The sequence below is a fragment of the Citrobacter sp. wls717 genome, from assembly GCF_005280955.1.
Taxonomy (GTDB): Bacteria; Pseudomonadota; Gammaproteobacteria; order Enterobacterales; family Enterobacteriaceae; genus Citrobacter; species Citrobacter werkmanii.
The window spans coordinates 65,252-79,587 of the sequence record NZ_SZWW01000055.1 but is presented as its reverse complement, the minus strand read 5'-3'; the positions used below and the strand labels follow the sequence as shown (position 1 = coordinate 79,587).

Here is a 14,336-nt window from a genome sequence, read left to right as displayed (position 1 = left end):
GGAATATGAGGCAAAGAAAAAATGTGGAAAGCGTTACACCAACTCGCCATTCCAGAGCGGTTGTATAAGGTCTGCGGGCGATTTATTCCGGCAATGGCACTCCTGAGCGCGCTGTTTCTGGTGGTGGGCTGCATCTGGGGCTTTGTCTACGCCCCAGCGGATTATCAGCAGGGCGAAAGCTATCGCATCATGTATCTGCATGTGCCCGCGGCTATCTGGTCGATGGGGATTTATGGCTCGATGGCGGTGACCGCCTTTGTGGGCCTGATTTGGCAAATGAAAATGGCGGACAACGCGGTGATTGCGATGGCGCTTCCCGGCGCTGTCTATACCTTCATCGCGCTGGTCACCGGTTCGGCCTGGGGCAAACCAATGTGGGGAACCTGGTGGGTGTGGGATGCGCGTCTGACCTCCGAGCTGGTGCTGCTGTTCTTATATGTCGGCGTGATTGGCTTGTATCACGCCTTTGACGACCGCCGCCTGGCCGGGCGCGCCGCCGGGATCCTCGTTCTGGTCGGGGTAGTCAATTTGCCGATTATTCATTTTTCCGTTGAATGGTGGAACACCCTGCATCAGGGGTCGACCAATATGCAGAAAACCATCGATCCATCTATGCGTATGCCGTTGCGTTTAACGATTTTCGGCTTCTTATTCCTTTTTATTACTCTGACATTAATGCGTATGCGTAATTTGATTCTGCTGCAGGAACGTCGTCGCCCATGGGTGGCGCAGCTGGTTTCCGGGCGCAAGAGCGAGGTTAATTCATGACCAGCGCTTTCCACTCCTGGAGTGATTTCTGGCAGATGGGCGGCTACGCCTTTTATGTCTGGCTGGCGGTTGCCGTGACGGCGCTCTCGCTGCTGGTTGTGGTCTGGCATGCCTGCTGGCAGCGCAGGGCGCTGCTGGCTGACGTACAGTGTCAAATGGCGCGCGAGCGCCGGATGCAGGCGGCGCGTAAAAAAGGAGAGGCGTTGTGAATCCGCGGCGTAAGGTACGACTCTGGCTTGCCTGTAGCGTGTTGGGAGGACTGGCGCTGACGGTCGGACTGGTGATGTATGCGCTCAGCGCAAATATCGATCTCTTCTATACGCCGGGGGAAATCATTTACGGCAAGCGGGAAAATGGCCAGAAGCCGGAACCGGGACAGCGCCTGCGCATTGGCGGCATGGTGATGCCCGGCAGCGTGAAGCGTGACGATAAAACGCTGGACGTGACCTTTAAGCTCTACGATGCGCGCGGCGTGGTAGAGGTGAGCTATACGGGGATCCTGCCAGCGCTGTTCAGAGAAGGGCAGGGAGTGGTGGCACAAGGAACACTGCAAGACGGTACCCATATCCGCGCCAAAGAGGTGCTGGCGAAACACGATGAAAACTATACCCCTCCGGAGATTAAAGAGGCGATGGATGAAAATCATCACCCTGCCGGGAATCAACAAGGAGCCGCGCAATGATCCCTGAAATTGGGCATTTTCTGCTGTGCCTGGCGCTGGGTATTTCCTGCCTGCTCGGGCTGTATCCGACCTGGGGCGCGATGCGCCAGGATACGCGGATGATGGCGCTGGCGAAACCGCTGTCGTTTGCCATGTTTGCGGCGATCCTCGGGTCATTCCTGATACTGGTTTATGCTTTTGTGGTGAATGATTTCACCGTTCAGTATGTCGCCAGCAACTCGAATACGCTGCTGCCGGTATGGTATCGCGTGGCGGCTACCTGGGGGGCGCACGAAGGGTCGCTGCTGCTGTGGGTGCTACTGATGAGCGGCTGGACCTTTGCCGTGGCGGCGCTGAGCCGCAACATTCCCCTGGAAGCATCTTCCCGCGTGCTGGCGGTGATGGGGATGATCTCCTTCTGCTTCCTGGTGTTCATCCTGCTGACCTCGAACCCGTTTGTTCGCACGCTGCCGGACTTTCCGATTGAGGGCCGCGATCTGAATCCGATGCTGCAGGATATTGGACTGATTTTTCATCCACCGATGCTGTACATGGGGTACGTGGGTTTTTCCGTCGCCTTTGCTTTTGCCATCGCCTCGTTAATGACCGGGCGTCTGGACAGCGCCTGGGCGCGCTGGTCGCGTCCGTGGACGCTGGCGGCGTGGAGCTTCCTGACGGTGGGCATTGTGTTGGGTTCTGCCTGGGCATACTACGAGCTGGGCTGGGGCGGTTGGTGGTTCTGGGATCCGGTCGAAAACGCCTCGCTGATGCCGTGGCTGGCCGGTACGGCGCTGATTCACTCACTGTCAGTAACGGAGAAGCGGGGTAGCTTCAAATCCTGGACCGTGCTGCTGGCAATCCTCGCCTTCTCGCTCTGCCTGCTCGGCACCTTCCTGGTGCGTTCCGGGGTGCTCATCTCTGTACACTCATTCGCCTCCGATCCGACGCGCGGCCTGTTTATTTTGACGCTGCTGGTGATTACCATCGGCGGTTCGCTGCTGTTGTTTGCCATTAAAGGCGGGAAGGTGCGCTCTCGGGTACGTCATGAGCTGTGGTCGCGCGAGTCGCTGCTGTTGGGGAATAACGTCCTGCTGATCGCCGCGATGTTGGTGGTGCTGTTGGGCACATTACTGCCGCTGATTCATAAATTATTGGGGCTGGGTAGTATCTCAATTGGTGAACCATTCTTTAATTCGCTGTTTATCATGCTGATGATTCCCTTCTCGCTACTGTTGGGGATTGGGCCGCTGGTGCGCTGGCGGCGCGATGAATTGCATAATCTGCGTAAGCGGCTGCTGGTTGCGGCGCTGGTGTCGATTGTGCTGGCCGTGGTGCTGCCGTGGCTGATGCAGGACCGTATTAAGGCGATGACCGTGCTTGGTCTGCTGATGTCGCTGTGGGCGTTGGTTCTGACAGTGATGGAGGTAGTGGAACGCGCTACCGATCGCCATACCTTCTGGCGCGGGCTAACTCGCCTGGGGCGCAGCCACTGGGGGATGGTGGCTGGGCATGTCGGGCTGGTGGTGACGGTGATTGGCATCGCCTTTAGCCAGAACTATAGCATTGAGCGCGATGTGCGTATGAAGCCGGGCGATAGCGTCGATATTCATCAATATCACTTTGTCTTCCGCGACGTTCAGGACATTACCGGCCCGAACTATTTTGGCGGTGAAGCGGTGATTGACGTCTCGCAGGACGGGCGGCATATCAGCACGCTGCGGGCAGAAAAACGCGTCTACAGCAGCAGCCGGATGGAGATGACCGAGGCCGCCATCGACGGCGGGTTGGTGCGCGATCTGTATGCCGCGCTGGGTGAAGAACTGGATGACGGCAGTTGGGCGGTGCGCCTGTACTACAAACCGTTTGTTCGCTGGATCTGGTTTGGCGGAATGTTAATGGCGCTTGGTGGCGTATTGTGCATTCTGGACCCGCGCTACCGCTTACGTAAATCGCTGCCGGAGAACGCACAATGAACCGCAAAGTCCTTTATCTGCCGCTGGTTATCTTTCTGGTTCTGGTGGCGGCGCTGATGTGGCAACTGCTGCGCAATAGCGACGGCGATGACCCGACGGCGCTGGAGTCGGCGCTGGTTGGCAAACCGCTCCCCGCGTTTCATCTGGCGTCGCTGGAGAAGCCTGACATGATGCTGGACGCGTCCAGTATTATCAATGGTAAGCCGGTGCTGCTTAACGTCTGGGCGACCTGGTGTCCAACTTGCCGCGCGGAGCACCAATACCTGCGTTCCCTCGCGGCGCAGGGTATTCGCATCGTGGGCATTAACTATAAAGACGATCGCCAGAAGGCGCTGGACTGGCTGCAGGAGCTGGGTAATCCGTACGCGCAGGGGGTGTTTGATGGTGACGGTATGCTGGGATTGGATCTCGGTGTCTACGGTGCGCCGGAAACCTTTCTTATCGACGGCAAAGGCATTATTCGCTACCGCCATGCAGGCGATCTGAACGAACAGGTATGGCAGCAGGAAATCCTGCCGTTGTGGAATAAATACAGTCGGGAGGGCAGCGCGTGAGATTTTTGCTAATGACGTTGCTGACGGCGCTGCTATCGTTTCAGGCGCTGGCGGCGATTGACACTTATCCGTTTAAAAATGAGGCTCAGGAGCAACAGTTCCGTCAACTGACCGCGCAACTGCGCTGCCCGAAATGCCAAAACAACAGTATTGCCGACTCCAATTCGATGATTGCCGCCGATATGCGTAAAAAAGTCTGGCAACTGATGGAGGAGGGGCAAAGCAATCAGCAAATTACCGATTATATGGTGGCGCGCTACGGTAACTTCGTCACCTATGAGCCGCCGGTAACGTTGGCGACGCTGATCCTCTGGCTGCTGCCCGCCTGTTTTGTACTGGGCGGCGCGCTGGTCATTTTCCGTTTAAGCCGTCGCCCGCGGGCAGCGCGGGAAAAGGAACTTAGTCCGCATGAGCAGGCGCGTTTGCAAGCGCTTCTCGATGAAAACAAAAGGACCCTGAAATGATCGTCGCTTTTCTTATCATGATGATTTTACTGCTGGGGACGGCGGCACTGCTGTTTATTCCCTGGTCAGGCAGACAGCGCGTTGATCGTAATACGATGAATCATATGATTTTTCGTGCGCGTCTTCAGGAGCTTGATGAAGACATTTCTCCGGTAAATGCGGCTCAGCAACAGCAGTTGGTTGACGATTTACGCTTGAATTTATTGGAAGATTTGCCTGAGTCGCCAAAAACGGATAACAAAAATAGTAGCTATTGGGTGTATATTCTCGGGGTTATTATACTAACCTCTTTATGCGTAGGGGTATTCGTCCGAACGAGTTACGTCCCCCGTGTAATTGAGTGGCAGCAGGTCGTGCAGCAAACGCCGCAACTGATGCAGCGCGTGATGGATCCCCAGGGGAAACCGCTGTCGGAAGAAGAGCTGTTTCGCCTGGCGCTGGGGCTACGTACTCGTCTGCAGCAATATCCGGCAGACCAGCTAAGCTGGACGATGCTCGGTAGGCTACAACTGGTGCTGAATAACCCCGGGGCTGCGTTACAGGCGTTTGATAAAGCGCGACAGTTGGCGCCGGGAAATGCGGATGCGCAACTGGGTTATACCGAAGCATTGCTGCACTCTACGGATCCGAATGATAGCCGTGAAGCCCAGCAGTTGCTTGATACGTTGCTTAAAAATAACCATAACGATGTACGGGTACTCAGCCTTGTGGCGTTTAACGCCTTTGAGCATCAACAATATGATAAAGCGATAGCAGCATGGCAACTGATGCTGAAACTGTTACCGCCGGACGATAGCCAACGAGAGATCATTATTCGTAGTATCGACCGCGCGAAAAAAGAACAAATCGCTACACTGAAATAATCAAAATATATCAACATTTGCGCGAAGGTTTGTTCGATTTGCAATGTGATACCACGCTGAAATTATCGGCTAATCAACCTCTGATGATTAGCCCGCAGAATCAAACTTCCATAAGCATTGTTGGAGTAGAAGATGACGGTAATCGCTATAAATATTTTTATATAGCGATTGTCATGTGGCAAGGACTATTGCGTCTTTATTTTAGGAAAAGGGTTAAATAATAAGATGAGAAAACTTTCACTGGAACGTTCAGGTAGGCGAAAAATTATATTTATCGCCCTGCTGGTTGGGATCATTATTGGTGTCGTGCTGCTGGCGGGTACGGCAACTATCATGCATAAAACCAGCGACACTGAATTCTGCGTGTCGTGTCATACCATGCAACAACCTCTGGCGGAATATCAGGGCAGTGTGCATTTCCAGAACAATAAAGGTATTCGCGCCGAGTGTGCCGATTGCCACGTTCCCCACCAACCGATCGATTATATGCTGACCAAAATTGGCGCCCTGAAAGATGTCTGGGGTGAAATGACCGGCAAAATCGATACCCCAGAAAAATACGAGGCGCATAAGCTCGCGATGGCCCAGAGCGTCTGGGATGGGTTGAAGAAGAACGACTCGGCAACCTGTCGTTCCTGCCACGACTACAAAGCGATGGATATACTGGCGCAAACGCCTGAAGCCCGTAAGCAGCACCCGGTGGCGATCAAAGAGGGTGAAACCTGTATCGATTGTCATAAAGGCGTCGCACACATTCTACCGAACATGAGTGGCCTGGCAGCAGCAGGGGCGAGCGAACTGGCGAATGCGGCAGCGAAAACGCCGGCAACGGCGACCACGTTGTACACCATTCAAACCCAACCGTTCTGGCTTAGTGAGAAAACAACCGATCATAACGACGGTAACCTGATGGCTTCCACCGAAGTGCAGGTAGTGAAACGTGACGGTGATATGGTACTGGCTGACGTCAAAGGCTGGCAGCAGGATGGCGTCACCGAGGCGTTCTACGCCGCGCGTGGTAAACGCATCATGAGCGCCCTGCTGGGTGAGGAAGCGCGTAAAGCGTTGAAAGTGAACAGCACGGTAACCGATGAAGAGACGAAACAGGTCTGGCATGAAGTCGATCTGCAGGTCTGGCTGCCGGCGAAAAGTCTGATTGGCGATCAACAAAAAATCTGGAGCTATGCTTCCGAACTCATGGCTAACAACTGTACCGGTTGCCACGGTCTTACCGAGTTGAATCGCTTTAACGCCAACCAGTGGATTGGGGTGGTTAAAGGCATGTCCGGTCGTACGTCGCTGACGCAGGAACAGGTTCGTCTTCTGACCCAGTACGTACAAAAACACGCGAGCGACATGCCCGCAGCAGCCGATCAGGACAAAAAATAAGGAGCCATGATGAAAAAGAATAATGACCATGACATGGCGGAGCAGAGCCAGGAAGCAGGTATGAATCTGACTCGTCGCCGTTTTCTGGCTGGTGCCGGAGCTTTAATGGCGGCGCCGCTGCTGGCGGGAATGTGGCCACGCTCGGCGCTGGCCGAAGCGATAAGCCAGGCCCTGCCGCAGTTTGTAGCGTTACGCCAGGCGGAAAGCGGCATTCTGACCGGTGCCCACTGGGGCGCGTTTGAAGCGATTGTCCGCGATGGCAAAATGGTTGACGTTCGTCCGGTGAAAGACGATCCGTATCCGAACGAACTGATTACCATGGCACCTTATCAGGTATATGCCGAAAACCGCATCAAGTACCCGATGGTGCGTAAAAGCTGGCTGGAAGGCGGCGCGAAAGACTGTAAACCAGAGCTGCGTGGCCGCGATGAGTGGGTGCGCGTGAGCTGGGATAAGGCGCTGCATCTGGTGGCCGGTGAAATCAGCCGTCTGCAGAAAGAGCACGGACCGTCCTCTATCTATGCGGGCTCTTATGGCTGGAAAAGCGTGGGGATGTTCCACAACCCAAGAACGCTACTGCAGCGCATGATGAACCTGGCAGGCGGTTTTGTCGGCTACTCCGGCGACTACTCGACCGGTGCCGCACAGGTAATTATGCCGCATGTAGTGGGCTCTGTTGAGGTTTACGAGCAGCAGACCGCATGGCCGAACGTCATTGAAAACACCGAGCTGGTGGTGATGATTGGCTGTAACCCTATGATCACGCTTAAAAACAGCTGGAACCTGCCGGATCACGTCAGCCAGACTGGTTTTGAAGCGCTGAAGAAAAAAGGCACCCGGATGATCTGTATCGATCCGGTGCACAGCGACAGCGCCCGCATGCTGGGTGCCGAGTGGATTGGCCCGCACAGCTATACCGACTGTGCGCTGATGGCGGGGATTGCCCATACGCTGTTGGTGGAAAAACTGCATAACGCTGACTTCCTGAAAACCTATACCGTCGGCTTCGATAAGTTTGAAGCGTATCTGACCGGTCAGGACGACGGTATTGTGAAAGACGCCAATTGGGCGGCGGACATCAGCGGTGTTGACGCCGAGGTGATCAAACAGCTGGCGCGCGATATGGCAAAACGCCGCACCATGATCATGGGCGGCTGGGGCATTCAGCGCCAACATCACGGCGAGCAGGCGCACTGGATGATGGTGACCCTGGCGTCGATGCTGGGGCAGATTGGTCTGCCTGGCGGCGGCTTCGGCTTTAGCTATCACTACTCTTCAGGCGGTAGTCCGACCGCGCGCGGCGGCATTCTCGCCGGGATCTCGGCGGGTAGCCCAACCTCTCCGGCGGCAAAAGACATTACACCGTTCCCGGTAGCGCGTATTGCCGATGCGCTGGCGAACCCTGGCAAGACCATTGATTATAACGGCACGAAAGTGACCTACCCGGATATTAAAATGGTCTACGTGGCGGGGGGGAATACCTTCCACCAACATCAGGATACCAATAACCTGGTCAAAGCCTGGCAGAACCCGGAGACCGTGGTCGTCAACGAACCTTACTGGACGGCAACAGCGAAACATGCTGATATCGTGCTGCCGGTTACCACGACCTATGAACGTAACGATTTGGACATGGGCGGCGACTACTCGCAGCTCTACGTCTTCCCGCTACGCCAGTGTGTGCCGCCGCAGCATGAAGCGAAAAATGACTTTGACGTCTTTGCCGGTATTGCCGAGATCCTCGGCGTACACGACGCCTTTACCGAAGGTAAAGATGAGATGTTATGGTTAAAAGGCATGTATGACGACATGAAAGCCCAGGCGCGTAACGCACGCGTGGCGCTGCCGCCGTTTGATATGTTCTGGGCGTCCAACAACTATATCCGCTTCCCGATTCCGGAAGAGAATAAACAGTGGGTACGCTTCGCTGATTTCCGCGAGAACCCGCTGCTTAATCCACTGGGTACCCCGTCCGGCAAAATCGAAATCTATTCTGATGCCATTGCCAAAATGGGTTACGAGGACTGTAAAGCGATCCCGACCTGGATGCCGCCTCACGAGTGGTATCGCGGGCCGGAAGCAGCGAAATACCCGCTGTCGCTGAATACCGGTCACCCGATTAACCGTCTACACTCTCAGCTCGACAACACGCCGCTACGTAAGAAGTATGCAGTAGCCGACCGTGAGGCTATCTGGATCCATCCGAAGGATGCCAGCGCACGTGGCATTAGTGCGGGCGATCTGGTTCGTGCCTTTAACGATCGCGGGCAGATCCTGGTTGGGGCAGTGATTACCGATAACGTCCGTGAAGGGGTGGTGCGGATCAGCGAAGGAGCGTGGTTTGACCCGGCCGATCCGTCACAGCCTGGTTCGCTGTGTAAGAACGGTAACGTCAACTGCCTGACCTTTGACGTCGGTTCCTCCAGCCTGGCGCAGGGGAACTGCGGGCAGATGTCACAGTTGCAGATCGAGAAATATACCGGACCGGTGCTGCAAAATACCGCGCATAATGTGCCAGTAGGCGCATAATCGACAGCCGGTTATAACGAACGGCCCCTCTTGCCAGTGGTGAGAGGGGCCGTTTCTTTTAATTCTCACTATGCCAGCAGTCGAACCCCACGGGCGTGCAATATGCGAAAAAAAAGCCCGTACTTGCGTACGAGCTCTTCTTAAAATATGGCGGTGAGGGGGGGATTCGAACCCCCGATACGTTGCCGTATACACACTTTCCAGGCGTGCTCCTTCAGCCACTCGGACACCTCACCATATTGTTGTTCCTGCGCTACCGGAACGGGCGCTAATTTAGGGAAATACCGTCCCGGCGTCAATCAACTTTTTGAAAAAAACGTGCATTTACACAAACTTCAAACAATCTGGAGCTTAAATAAGCGGGAATTGTTTTTTTTGCCAGCATCCTAAAATTTGCTACTCTGAGGATCCCTCGAAAAATGATGATAATAAGTGCGAGAAAGTTCCGCATAGCAATGCTCAGGAGACAAAATGGATATAATTTTTTATCACCCAACATTCGAAACAACCTGGTGGATTAATGCGCTGGCAAAAGCAATACCAGGCGCGAACGTCCGTGAGTGGAAAGCGGGTGATAATGCGCATGCTGACTATGCGCTGGTTTGGCATCCGCCGGTTGAAATGCTCGCGGGACGAAAATTAAAAGCCGTATTTGCGCTGGGTGCTGGCGTCGATTCCATTCTCAGTAAGCTAAACGCTCACCCGGAAATGTTGGATACCTCGATCCCGCTTTTCCGTCTGGAAGATACGGGTATGGGCCTGCAAATGCAGGAATATGCGGTAAGTCAGGTGTTGCACTGGTTTCGTCGCTTTGATGATTACCAGGCGTTAAAAAATCAGGCGAAATGGCAACCATTGCCAGAGTATACCCGCGATGAGTTCACCATCGGGATCATGGGGGCCGGGGTCCTGGGTGCGAAAGTTGCCGAGAGTTTGCAGTCATGGGGGTTCCCGCTGCGCTGCTGGAGTCGTACGCGTAAATCCTGGCCTGGCGTGGAAAGCTTTGCCGGTACCGAAGAGCTGGGTGCGTTTTTGAGTCAAACTCGCGTGCTTATCAATCTTCTACCCAATACGGCAGAAACCGTGGGCATCATTAACGCTGGTTTACTTAGCCAGTTACAAGATGGCGCTTATGTGCTGAACCTGGCGCGTGGCGTTCATCTCAATGAAGACGATCTTCTGGCATCGCTGGACAGCGGCAAGGTGAAAGGCGCCATGCTGGATGTCTATAGCCGTGAACCGCTGCCGGAAACCAGCCTGCTATGGAAACATCCGCGAGTGGCGATGACACCGCACATCGCCGCTGTTACCCGTCCGCCGGAAGCGGTGGATTATATCTCCCGTACGATTTTGAGTCTGGAAAGTGGCAAAGCCGTTACGGGTCAGGTCGATCGCGTACGGGGATACTAATGCCAACCCGGCAAGTGCCGGGTTTCCGCTAATAAATGGCGGCGATACCTGCTATCCTTGACGGAAAATGACTACAGGAGAGAGTTATGTATCCCGTTGACCTGCATATGCATACCGTCGCCAGCACCCACGCCTACAGCACCTTAAGTGATTACATCGCTGAAGCTCGTCGCAAAGGCATCAAGCTGTTTGCCATTACCGATCATGGACCGGACATGGCGGATGCGCCTCACCACTGGCACTTTATTAATATGCGCATTTGGCCTCGTGTCGTGGACGGCATAGGGATCCTGCGCGGAATTGAAGCGAATATTAAAAATATTGAAGGCGAAATTGACTGTTCAGGTCCGATGTTCACTTCCCTGGATCTGATTATCGCAGGCTTTCATGAGCCGGTTTTTGCGCCACACGATAAAGAGACGAATACGCAGGCGATGATAGCCACTATGGCCAGTGGCAACGTCCATATCATCAGCCACCCGGGTAACCCCAAATATCCCGTCGATATCACTGCCATTGCTCAGGCAGCGGCAAAATACCAGGTTGCGTTGGAAATCAACAACTCTTCGTTTTTGCATTCGCGTAAGGGCAGTGAGGACAATTGCCGCGCTGTTGCTGCGGCTGTGCGTGATGCCGGCGGCTGGGTCGCGTTAGGGTCAGATTCACATACCGCTTTCACCTTAGGAGATTTCGGTGAATGTCGTAAAATACTCGATGATGTGAATTTCCCGGAAGACCGAATTTTAAACGTTACACCAAAGCGCTTGCTGACGTTTCTGGAATCGCGAGGCATGGAGCCGATCGCGGAATTTGCTGAACTGTAATTGTTACTAACTGGAATATATTAATGAACGAGTTTTCTATCCTGTGTCGTGTACTGGGCTCGCTGTTTTACCGCCAACCGCAGGACCCTTTACTGGTTCCTCTGTTTACCCTGATTAGCGAAGGTAAACTCTCCGCCAACTGGCCGCTGGAACAGGACGAACTGCTGGCTCGTCTGCAGAAGAGCTGCGATATGCCTCAGTTGGCTGCGGATTACAACGCGTTATTTGTGGGAGACGATTGCGCGGTGCCGCCTTATCGCAGCGCCTGGGTAGAAGGGGCTAAAGAATCGGATGTGCGTGCATTCCTTTCTGCCCGGGGAATGCCGCTGGCAGATACGCCGGCAGATCATATTGGCACGCTGTTGCTGGCGGCTTCATGGCTTGAAGACCAGTCTGCGGAAGATGAAAGCGAAGCGCTTGAAACCTTGTTTGTGGACTACCTGTTACCCTGGTGCGGCACGTTTCTGGGCAAAGTTGAAGCGCATGCGAATACGCCATTCTGGCGTACTATTGCGCCCCTGACACGTGATGCGATTGGTGCGATGTGGGACGAATTACAGGAAGAGACAGACGAATAAATGTGATTTAAATCACACTAAGCTGCAACGCAATTTATCAACTTGCATAATTTGTGTGCGCGATCTCATTCCAATGCCGTTTTTCTGCTAAGATGCGCGGCATGAACATACTTCTCTCAATTGCAATCACAACGGGCATTCTCTCCGGGATCTGGGGATGGGTGGCCGTTTCTCTCGGTTTACTCAGCTGGGCTGGGTTTCTGGGCTGCACTGCCTACTTTGCCTGTCCGCAAGGTGGGCTGAAAGGGTTGTGGATCTCGGCGTGTACGCTGCTAAGCGGTGTGGTGTGGGCGTTGGTGATTATTAACGGCAGTGCGCTTGCCCCGCATATGGATATTGTCGGCTATGTCATGACGGGAATTGTCGCGTTTTTGATGTGTATTCAGGCAAAGCAATGGTTGCTTTCATTCGTGCCAGGCACGTTTATTGGGGCTTGTGCAACGTTTGCAGGGCAGGGGGACTGGCGACTGGTCGTGCCATCTTTAGCGCTGGGTCTGGTATTTGGCTATGCGATGAAAAATAGCGGCTTGTGGCTGGCGTCACGCCGTGAAAACAGGATATCGCCAACCCCGACCAGTAAATAAAACAAGCGTGAGGCTTCCCTCACGCTTTTTATGCTGTAACGACCCATCAGGATTCTGGCGGTACCGACATATGGCGGTATTTAACCAGGATGTCATTATCAACTTGTTTCTTATCCTGCAAATCCCACAACCCGCGATCTATTCCGTCATTAATCAGGAAGATAACGCCGGTTTCAATTGCTGACATCAGACAGAGCATAACCGGTTCGTTAGAGGTATAACCAATTTCACCCTCCAACAGACGCTGGTAGTCAATGAAGCGGAACACCCCTGCCTGTACTTCATAAGACAGAATGGTTTTGCTGGTATTCACCGATGAGAGGATCTCACCGGTACTGACGTTAACCACACGCAGGTTTACCGCTATCTGGTCAAGCTGGTATTGCGTATCGGCGCCTATACCGAAATAGCGCGCGCCGACACCACCTGATTTTACGTTGCTTTCATAACCAATAATGGACCCTTCCACCATGACGTTTGCAGCGGTCAGAGACTGGAGCGGGATCCGGTTGTTAATGGCAACCGTACCGTTTTCCTGTGCCGCACGAATGATTTTTCGTTCGTTAAGCAAGTTCTGTAACCCCTGACGTTCCAGCGGGACGAACCAACGAGAATCCTTCAATGCGGTGACGAGCATAGCCGTGGCGCTTTGCGGGACGGCGGTAGAGAAGTTACTTGCCGGGTAAGGCTTAAACTGGCCAGTCTCATCCTGAATGTTGTATACCGACACAAATATCTTACCTGTAGGCATGGGCAGATGCGTCAAATCTTTATAGCTTTGGGCTCGGGGCATTAATGTCGGCTTAGCGGCCTCTTGAGGCGGGGCGGTTAAGCATCCGCTGAGTAAAATTACTGCCACCATGATAAGTAAGCGCTGCATGATATTTTCCTTTCGTGGCTCTCATTTAGAAATCGGTTGACTGGTTTTGTAAACCTGACACTTCAATAGTCGAAGTTCTTCCCGTTTTCCTGTCAGTGACATTCAATTGCAGTTGCCCATCCCGGTTGGCGATATCAACGATAAAGTCACTGGTTACCATCCTCCCCGGCTTACCTGTATTGATATTGGTGAGTAAGCCGCCGAGTATTTGCGACTGAATTGCCTGGGTAAAGTTATCCAGTGCTGTTGGGGTTTCGATCCCGTAGTCGCCAGCGCTCGGATCTTTATATGAGTTTTGCGCCTGAGCGCTATTTAACAAAAAAGAGCCGTTGTTTGGATTACCACCAAAGTTAGGGTTGCGGAACTGGAACGTCATGTTTCCGGCCCAACTTAATGGTGAAATTAGCATGAGCAAAACCACTGCATGTTTGACACGCATGAAAGCCTCCGGACAAAATCATGTTTTAGAATTCATCACGCGCTAAATCGCTTGTGCTTAATAGTGTTTGATCTATTTGCCGGCGATTTAATGCTTCCTCAGTTTCTGCCAATGCGAAGACCACTATTTTGTCGAAGTCTCTTTTCGTCGGGAATAAAAAGGTCTGGAAGATAACGTCCTGATTAACCGTTATCGTAATCCAACTTCCCCAACGTGCACTGGGCCTTTCATTAATGGTTAAGTTTCCTGTGTACTTGCTTTCCCACTTGTCACTAAAGGCGCGATAAAAATCATGGCCAATGGAAGAGACAGTGTGGTCAGTTAACAGTCCGGGAACCTCCACCTCTACAGCCGCGTGTAGATTCCCGGCAGCAAAGAACAAATTTGCTGCCACAATCCAGTTCAAATAGCGTTTCATGG

At 53.5% G+C, this 14,336-nt stretch carries 16 protein-coding genes and 1 tRNA gene; 13 read left to right on the top strand and 4 right to left on the bottom strand.

The window, feature by feature from the left end:
- The first annotated feature begins 21 nt into the window (after nt 1–21).
- The 9 genes from FDX09_RS22825 (at nt 22) to torA (ending at nt 9,201) form a co-directional block, all read left to right on the top strand.
- Nucleotides 22–768 (top strand): heme ABC transporter permease, encoded by a 747-nt coding sequence (locus FDX09_RS22825; RefSeq protein ID WP_085048544.1) that lies wholly within the window; start codon nt 22–24, stop codon nt 766–768.
- On the top strand, nt 765–977 hold the full coding sequence (gene ccmD, locus FDX09_RS22820) for a heme exporter protein CcmD (RefSeq protein ID WP_137347911.1): 213 nt from the start codon (nt 765–767) through the stop codon (nt 975–977). The genes FDX09_RS22825 and ccmD overlap by 4 nt, the downstream gene beginning before the upstream one ends.
- On the top strand, nt 974–1,450 hold the full coding sequence (ccmE, locus tag FDX09_RS22815) for a cytochrome c maturation protein CcmE (RefSeq protein WP_042309391.1): 477 nt from the start codon (nt 974–976) through the stop codon (nt 1,448–1,450). The genes ccmD and ccmE overlap by 4 nt, the downstream gene beginning before the upstream one ends.
- Nucleotides 1,447–3,402, top strand: coding sequence for a heme lyase CcmF/NrfE family subunit (locus FDX09_RS22810; protein WP_137347910.1), 1,956 nt, complete (start codon nt 1,447–1,449; stop codon nt 3,400–3,402). The genes ccmE and FDX09_RS22810 overlap by 4 nt, the downstream gene beginning before the upstream one ends.
- Entirely contained in the window at nt 3,399–3,956 is a 558-nt protein-coding gene (locus tag FDX09_RS22805; protein ID WP_038639592.1) for a DsbE family thiol:disulfide interchange protein, read from the top strand. The genes FDX09_RS22810 and FDX09_RS22805 overlap by 4 nt, the downstream gene beginning before the upstream one ends.
- A gap of 11 nt (nt 3,957–3,967) precedes the next feature.
- Nucleotides 3,968–4,420 carry a cytochrome c-type biogenesis protein gene (locus FDX09_RS22800; RefSeq protein ID WP_170973271.1) on the top strand — a complete coding sequence of 151 codons (453 nt, stop codon included), beginning with the start codon at nt 3,968–3,970 and terminating at the stop codon, nt 4,418–4,420.
- Nucleotides 4,417–5,283 (top strand): c-type cytochrome biogenesis protein CcmI, encoded by an 867-nt coding sequence (gene ccmI / locus FDX09_RS22795; RefSeq protein WP_087856996.1) that lies wholly within the window; start codon nt 4,417–4,419, stop codon nt 5,281–5,283. The genes FDX09_RS22800 and ccmI overlap by 4 nt, the downstream gene beginning before the upstream one ends.
- Before the next feature lie 225 nt (nt 5,284–5,508).
- Nucleotides 5,509–6,672 (top strand): NapC/NirT family cytochrome c, encoded by a 1,164-nt coding sequence (locus FDX09_RS22790; RefSeq protein WP_137347908.1) that lies wholly within the window; start codon nt 5,509–5,511, stop codon nt 6,670–6,672.
- Between the two features lie 33 nt (nt 6,673–6,705).
- Nucleotides 6,706–9,201 (top strand): trimethylamine-N-oxide reductase TorA, encoded by a 2,496-nt coding sequence (gene torA / locus FDX09_RS22785; protein ID WP_170973270.1) that lies wholly within the window; start codon nt 6,706–6,708, stop codon nt 9,199–9,201.
- Between the two features lie 148 nt (nt 9,202–9,349).
- Here the strand turns inward: torA and FDX09_RS22780 are convergent.
- Nucleotides 9,350–9,437 (bottom strand) — tRNA-Ser (locus FDX09_RS22780).
- A 235-nt stretch (nt 9,438–9,672) separates the two neighbouring features.
- Between FDX09_RS22780 and ghrA the strand changes: the two genes are divergently transcribed.
- From ghrA to FDX09_RS22760, 4 genes are all read left to right on the top strand, one after another.
- Nucleotides 9,673–10,611, top strand: a complete 939-nt coding sequence (gene ghrA / locus FDX09_RS22775; protein ID WP_137347906.1) for a glyoxylate/hydroxypyruvate reductase GhrA — start codon at nt 9,673–9,675, stop codon at nt 10,609–10,611.
- Between the two features lie 86 nt (nt 10,612–10,697).
- On the top strand, nt 10,698–11,435 hold the full coding sequence (locus tag FDX09_RS22770; RefSeq protein WP_038639608.1) for a phosphatase: 738 nt from the start codon (nt 10,698–10,700) through the stop codon (nt 11,433–11,435).
- Nucleotides 11,436–11,458: 23 nt separating this feature from the next.
- Nucleotides 11,459–12,013: a molecular chaperone gene (locus FDX09_RS22765; protein WP_038639611.1), complete on the top strand. Its 555-nt coding sequence runs from the start codon at nt 11,459–11,461 to the stop codon at nt 12,011–12,013.
- A 101-nt stretch (nt 12,014–12,114) separates the two neighbouring features.
- Nucleotides 12,115–12,597, top strand: coding sequence for a DUF1097 domain-containing protein (locus tag FDX09_RS22760; protein ID WP_038639615.1), 483 nt, complete (start codon nt 12,115–12,117; stop codon nt 12,595–12,597).
- Nucleotides 12,598–12,643: 46 nt separating this feature from the next.
- Here FDX09_RS22760 and csgG read toward each other — a convergent pair whose 3' ends face one another.
- Genes csgG through csgE form a run of 3 tightly spaced genes read right to left on the bottom strand, consistent with a single transcriptional unit; the run spans nt 12,644 to nt 14,334 of the window.
- The gene (gene csgG / locus FDX09_RS22755) at nt 12,644–13,477 is read right to left on the bottom strand and encodes a curli production assembly/transport protein CsgG (RefSeq protein ID WP_003036082.1); all 834 of its coding nucleotides are present in this window, start codon (nt 13,475–13,477) and stop codon (nt 12,644–12,646) included.
- Nucleotides 13,478–13,502: 25 nt separating this feature from the next.
- Nucleotides 13,503–13,916: a curli production assembly/transport protein CsgF gene (gene csgF / locus FDX09_RS22750; protein ID WP_016152599.1), complete on the bottom strand. Its 414-nt coding sequence runs from the start codon at nt 13,914–13,916 to the stop codon at nt 13,503–13,505.
- 25 nt (nt 13,917–13,941) lie between these two features.
- On the bottom strand, nt 13,942–14,334 hold the full coding sequence (csgE, locus tag FDX09_RS22745; RefSeq protein ID WP_038639617.1) for a curli production assembly/transport protein CsgE: 393 nt from the start codon (nt 14,332–14,334) through the stop codon (nt 13,942–13,944).
- Between the last annotated feature and the right edge of the window lie 2 nt (nt 14,335–14,336).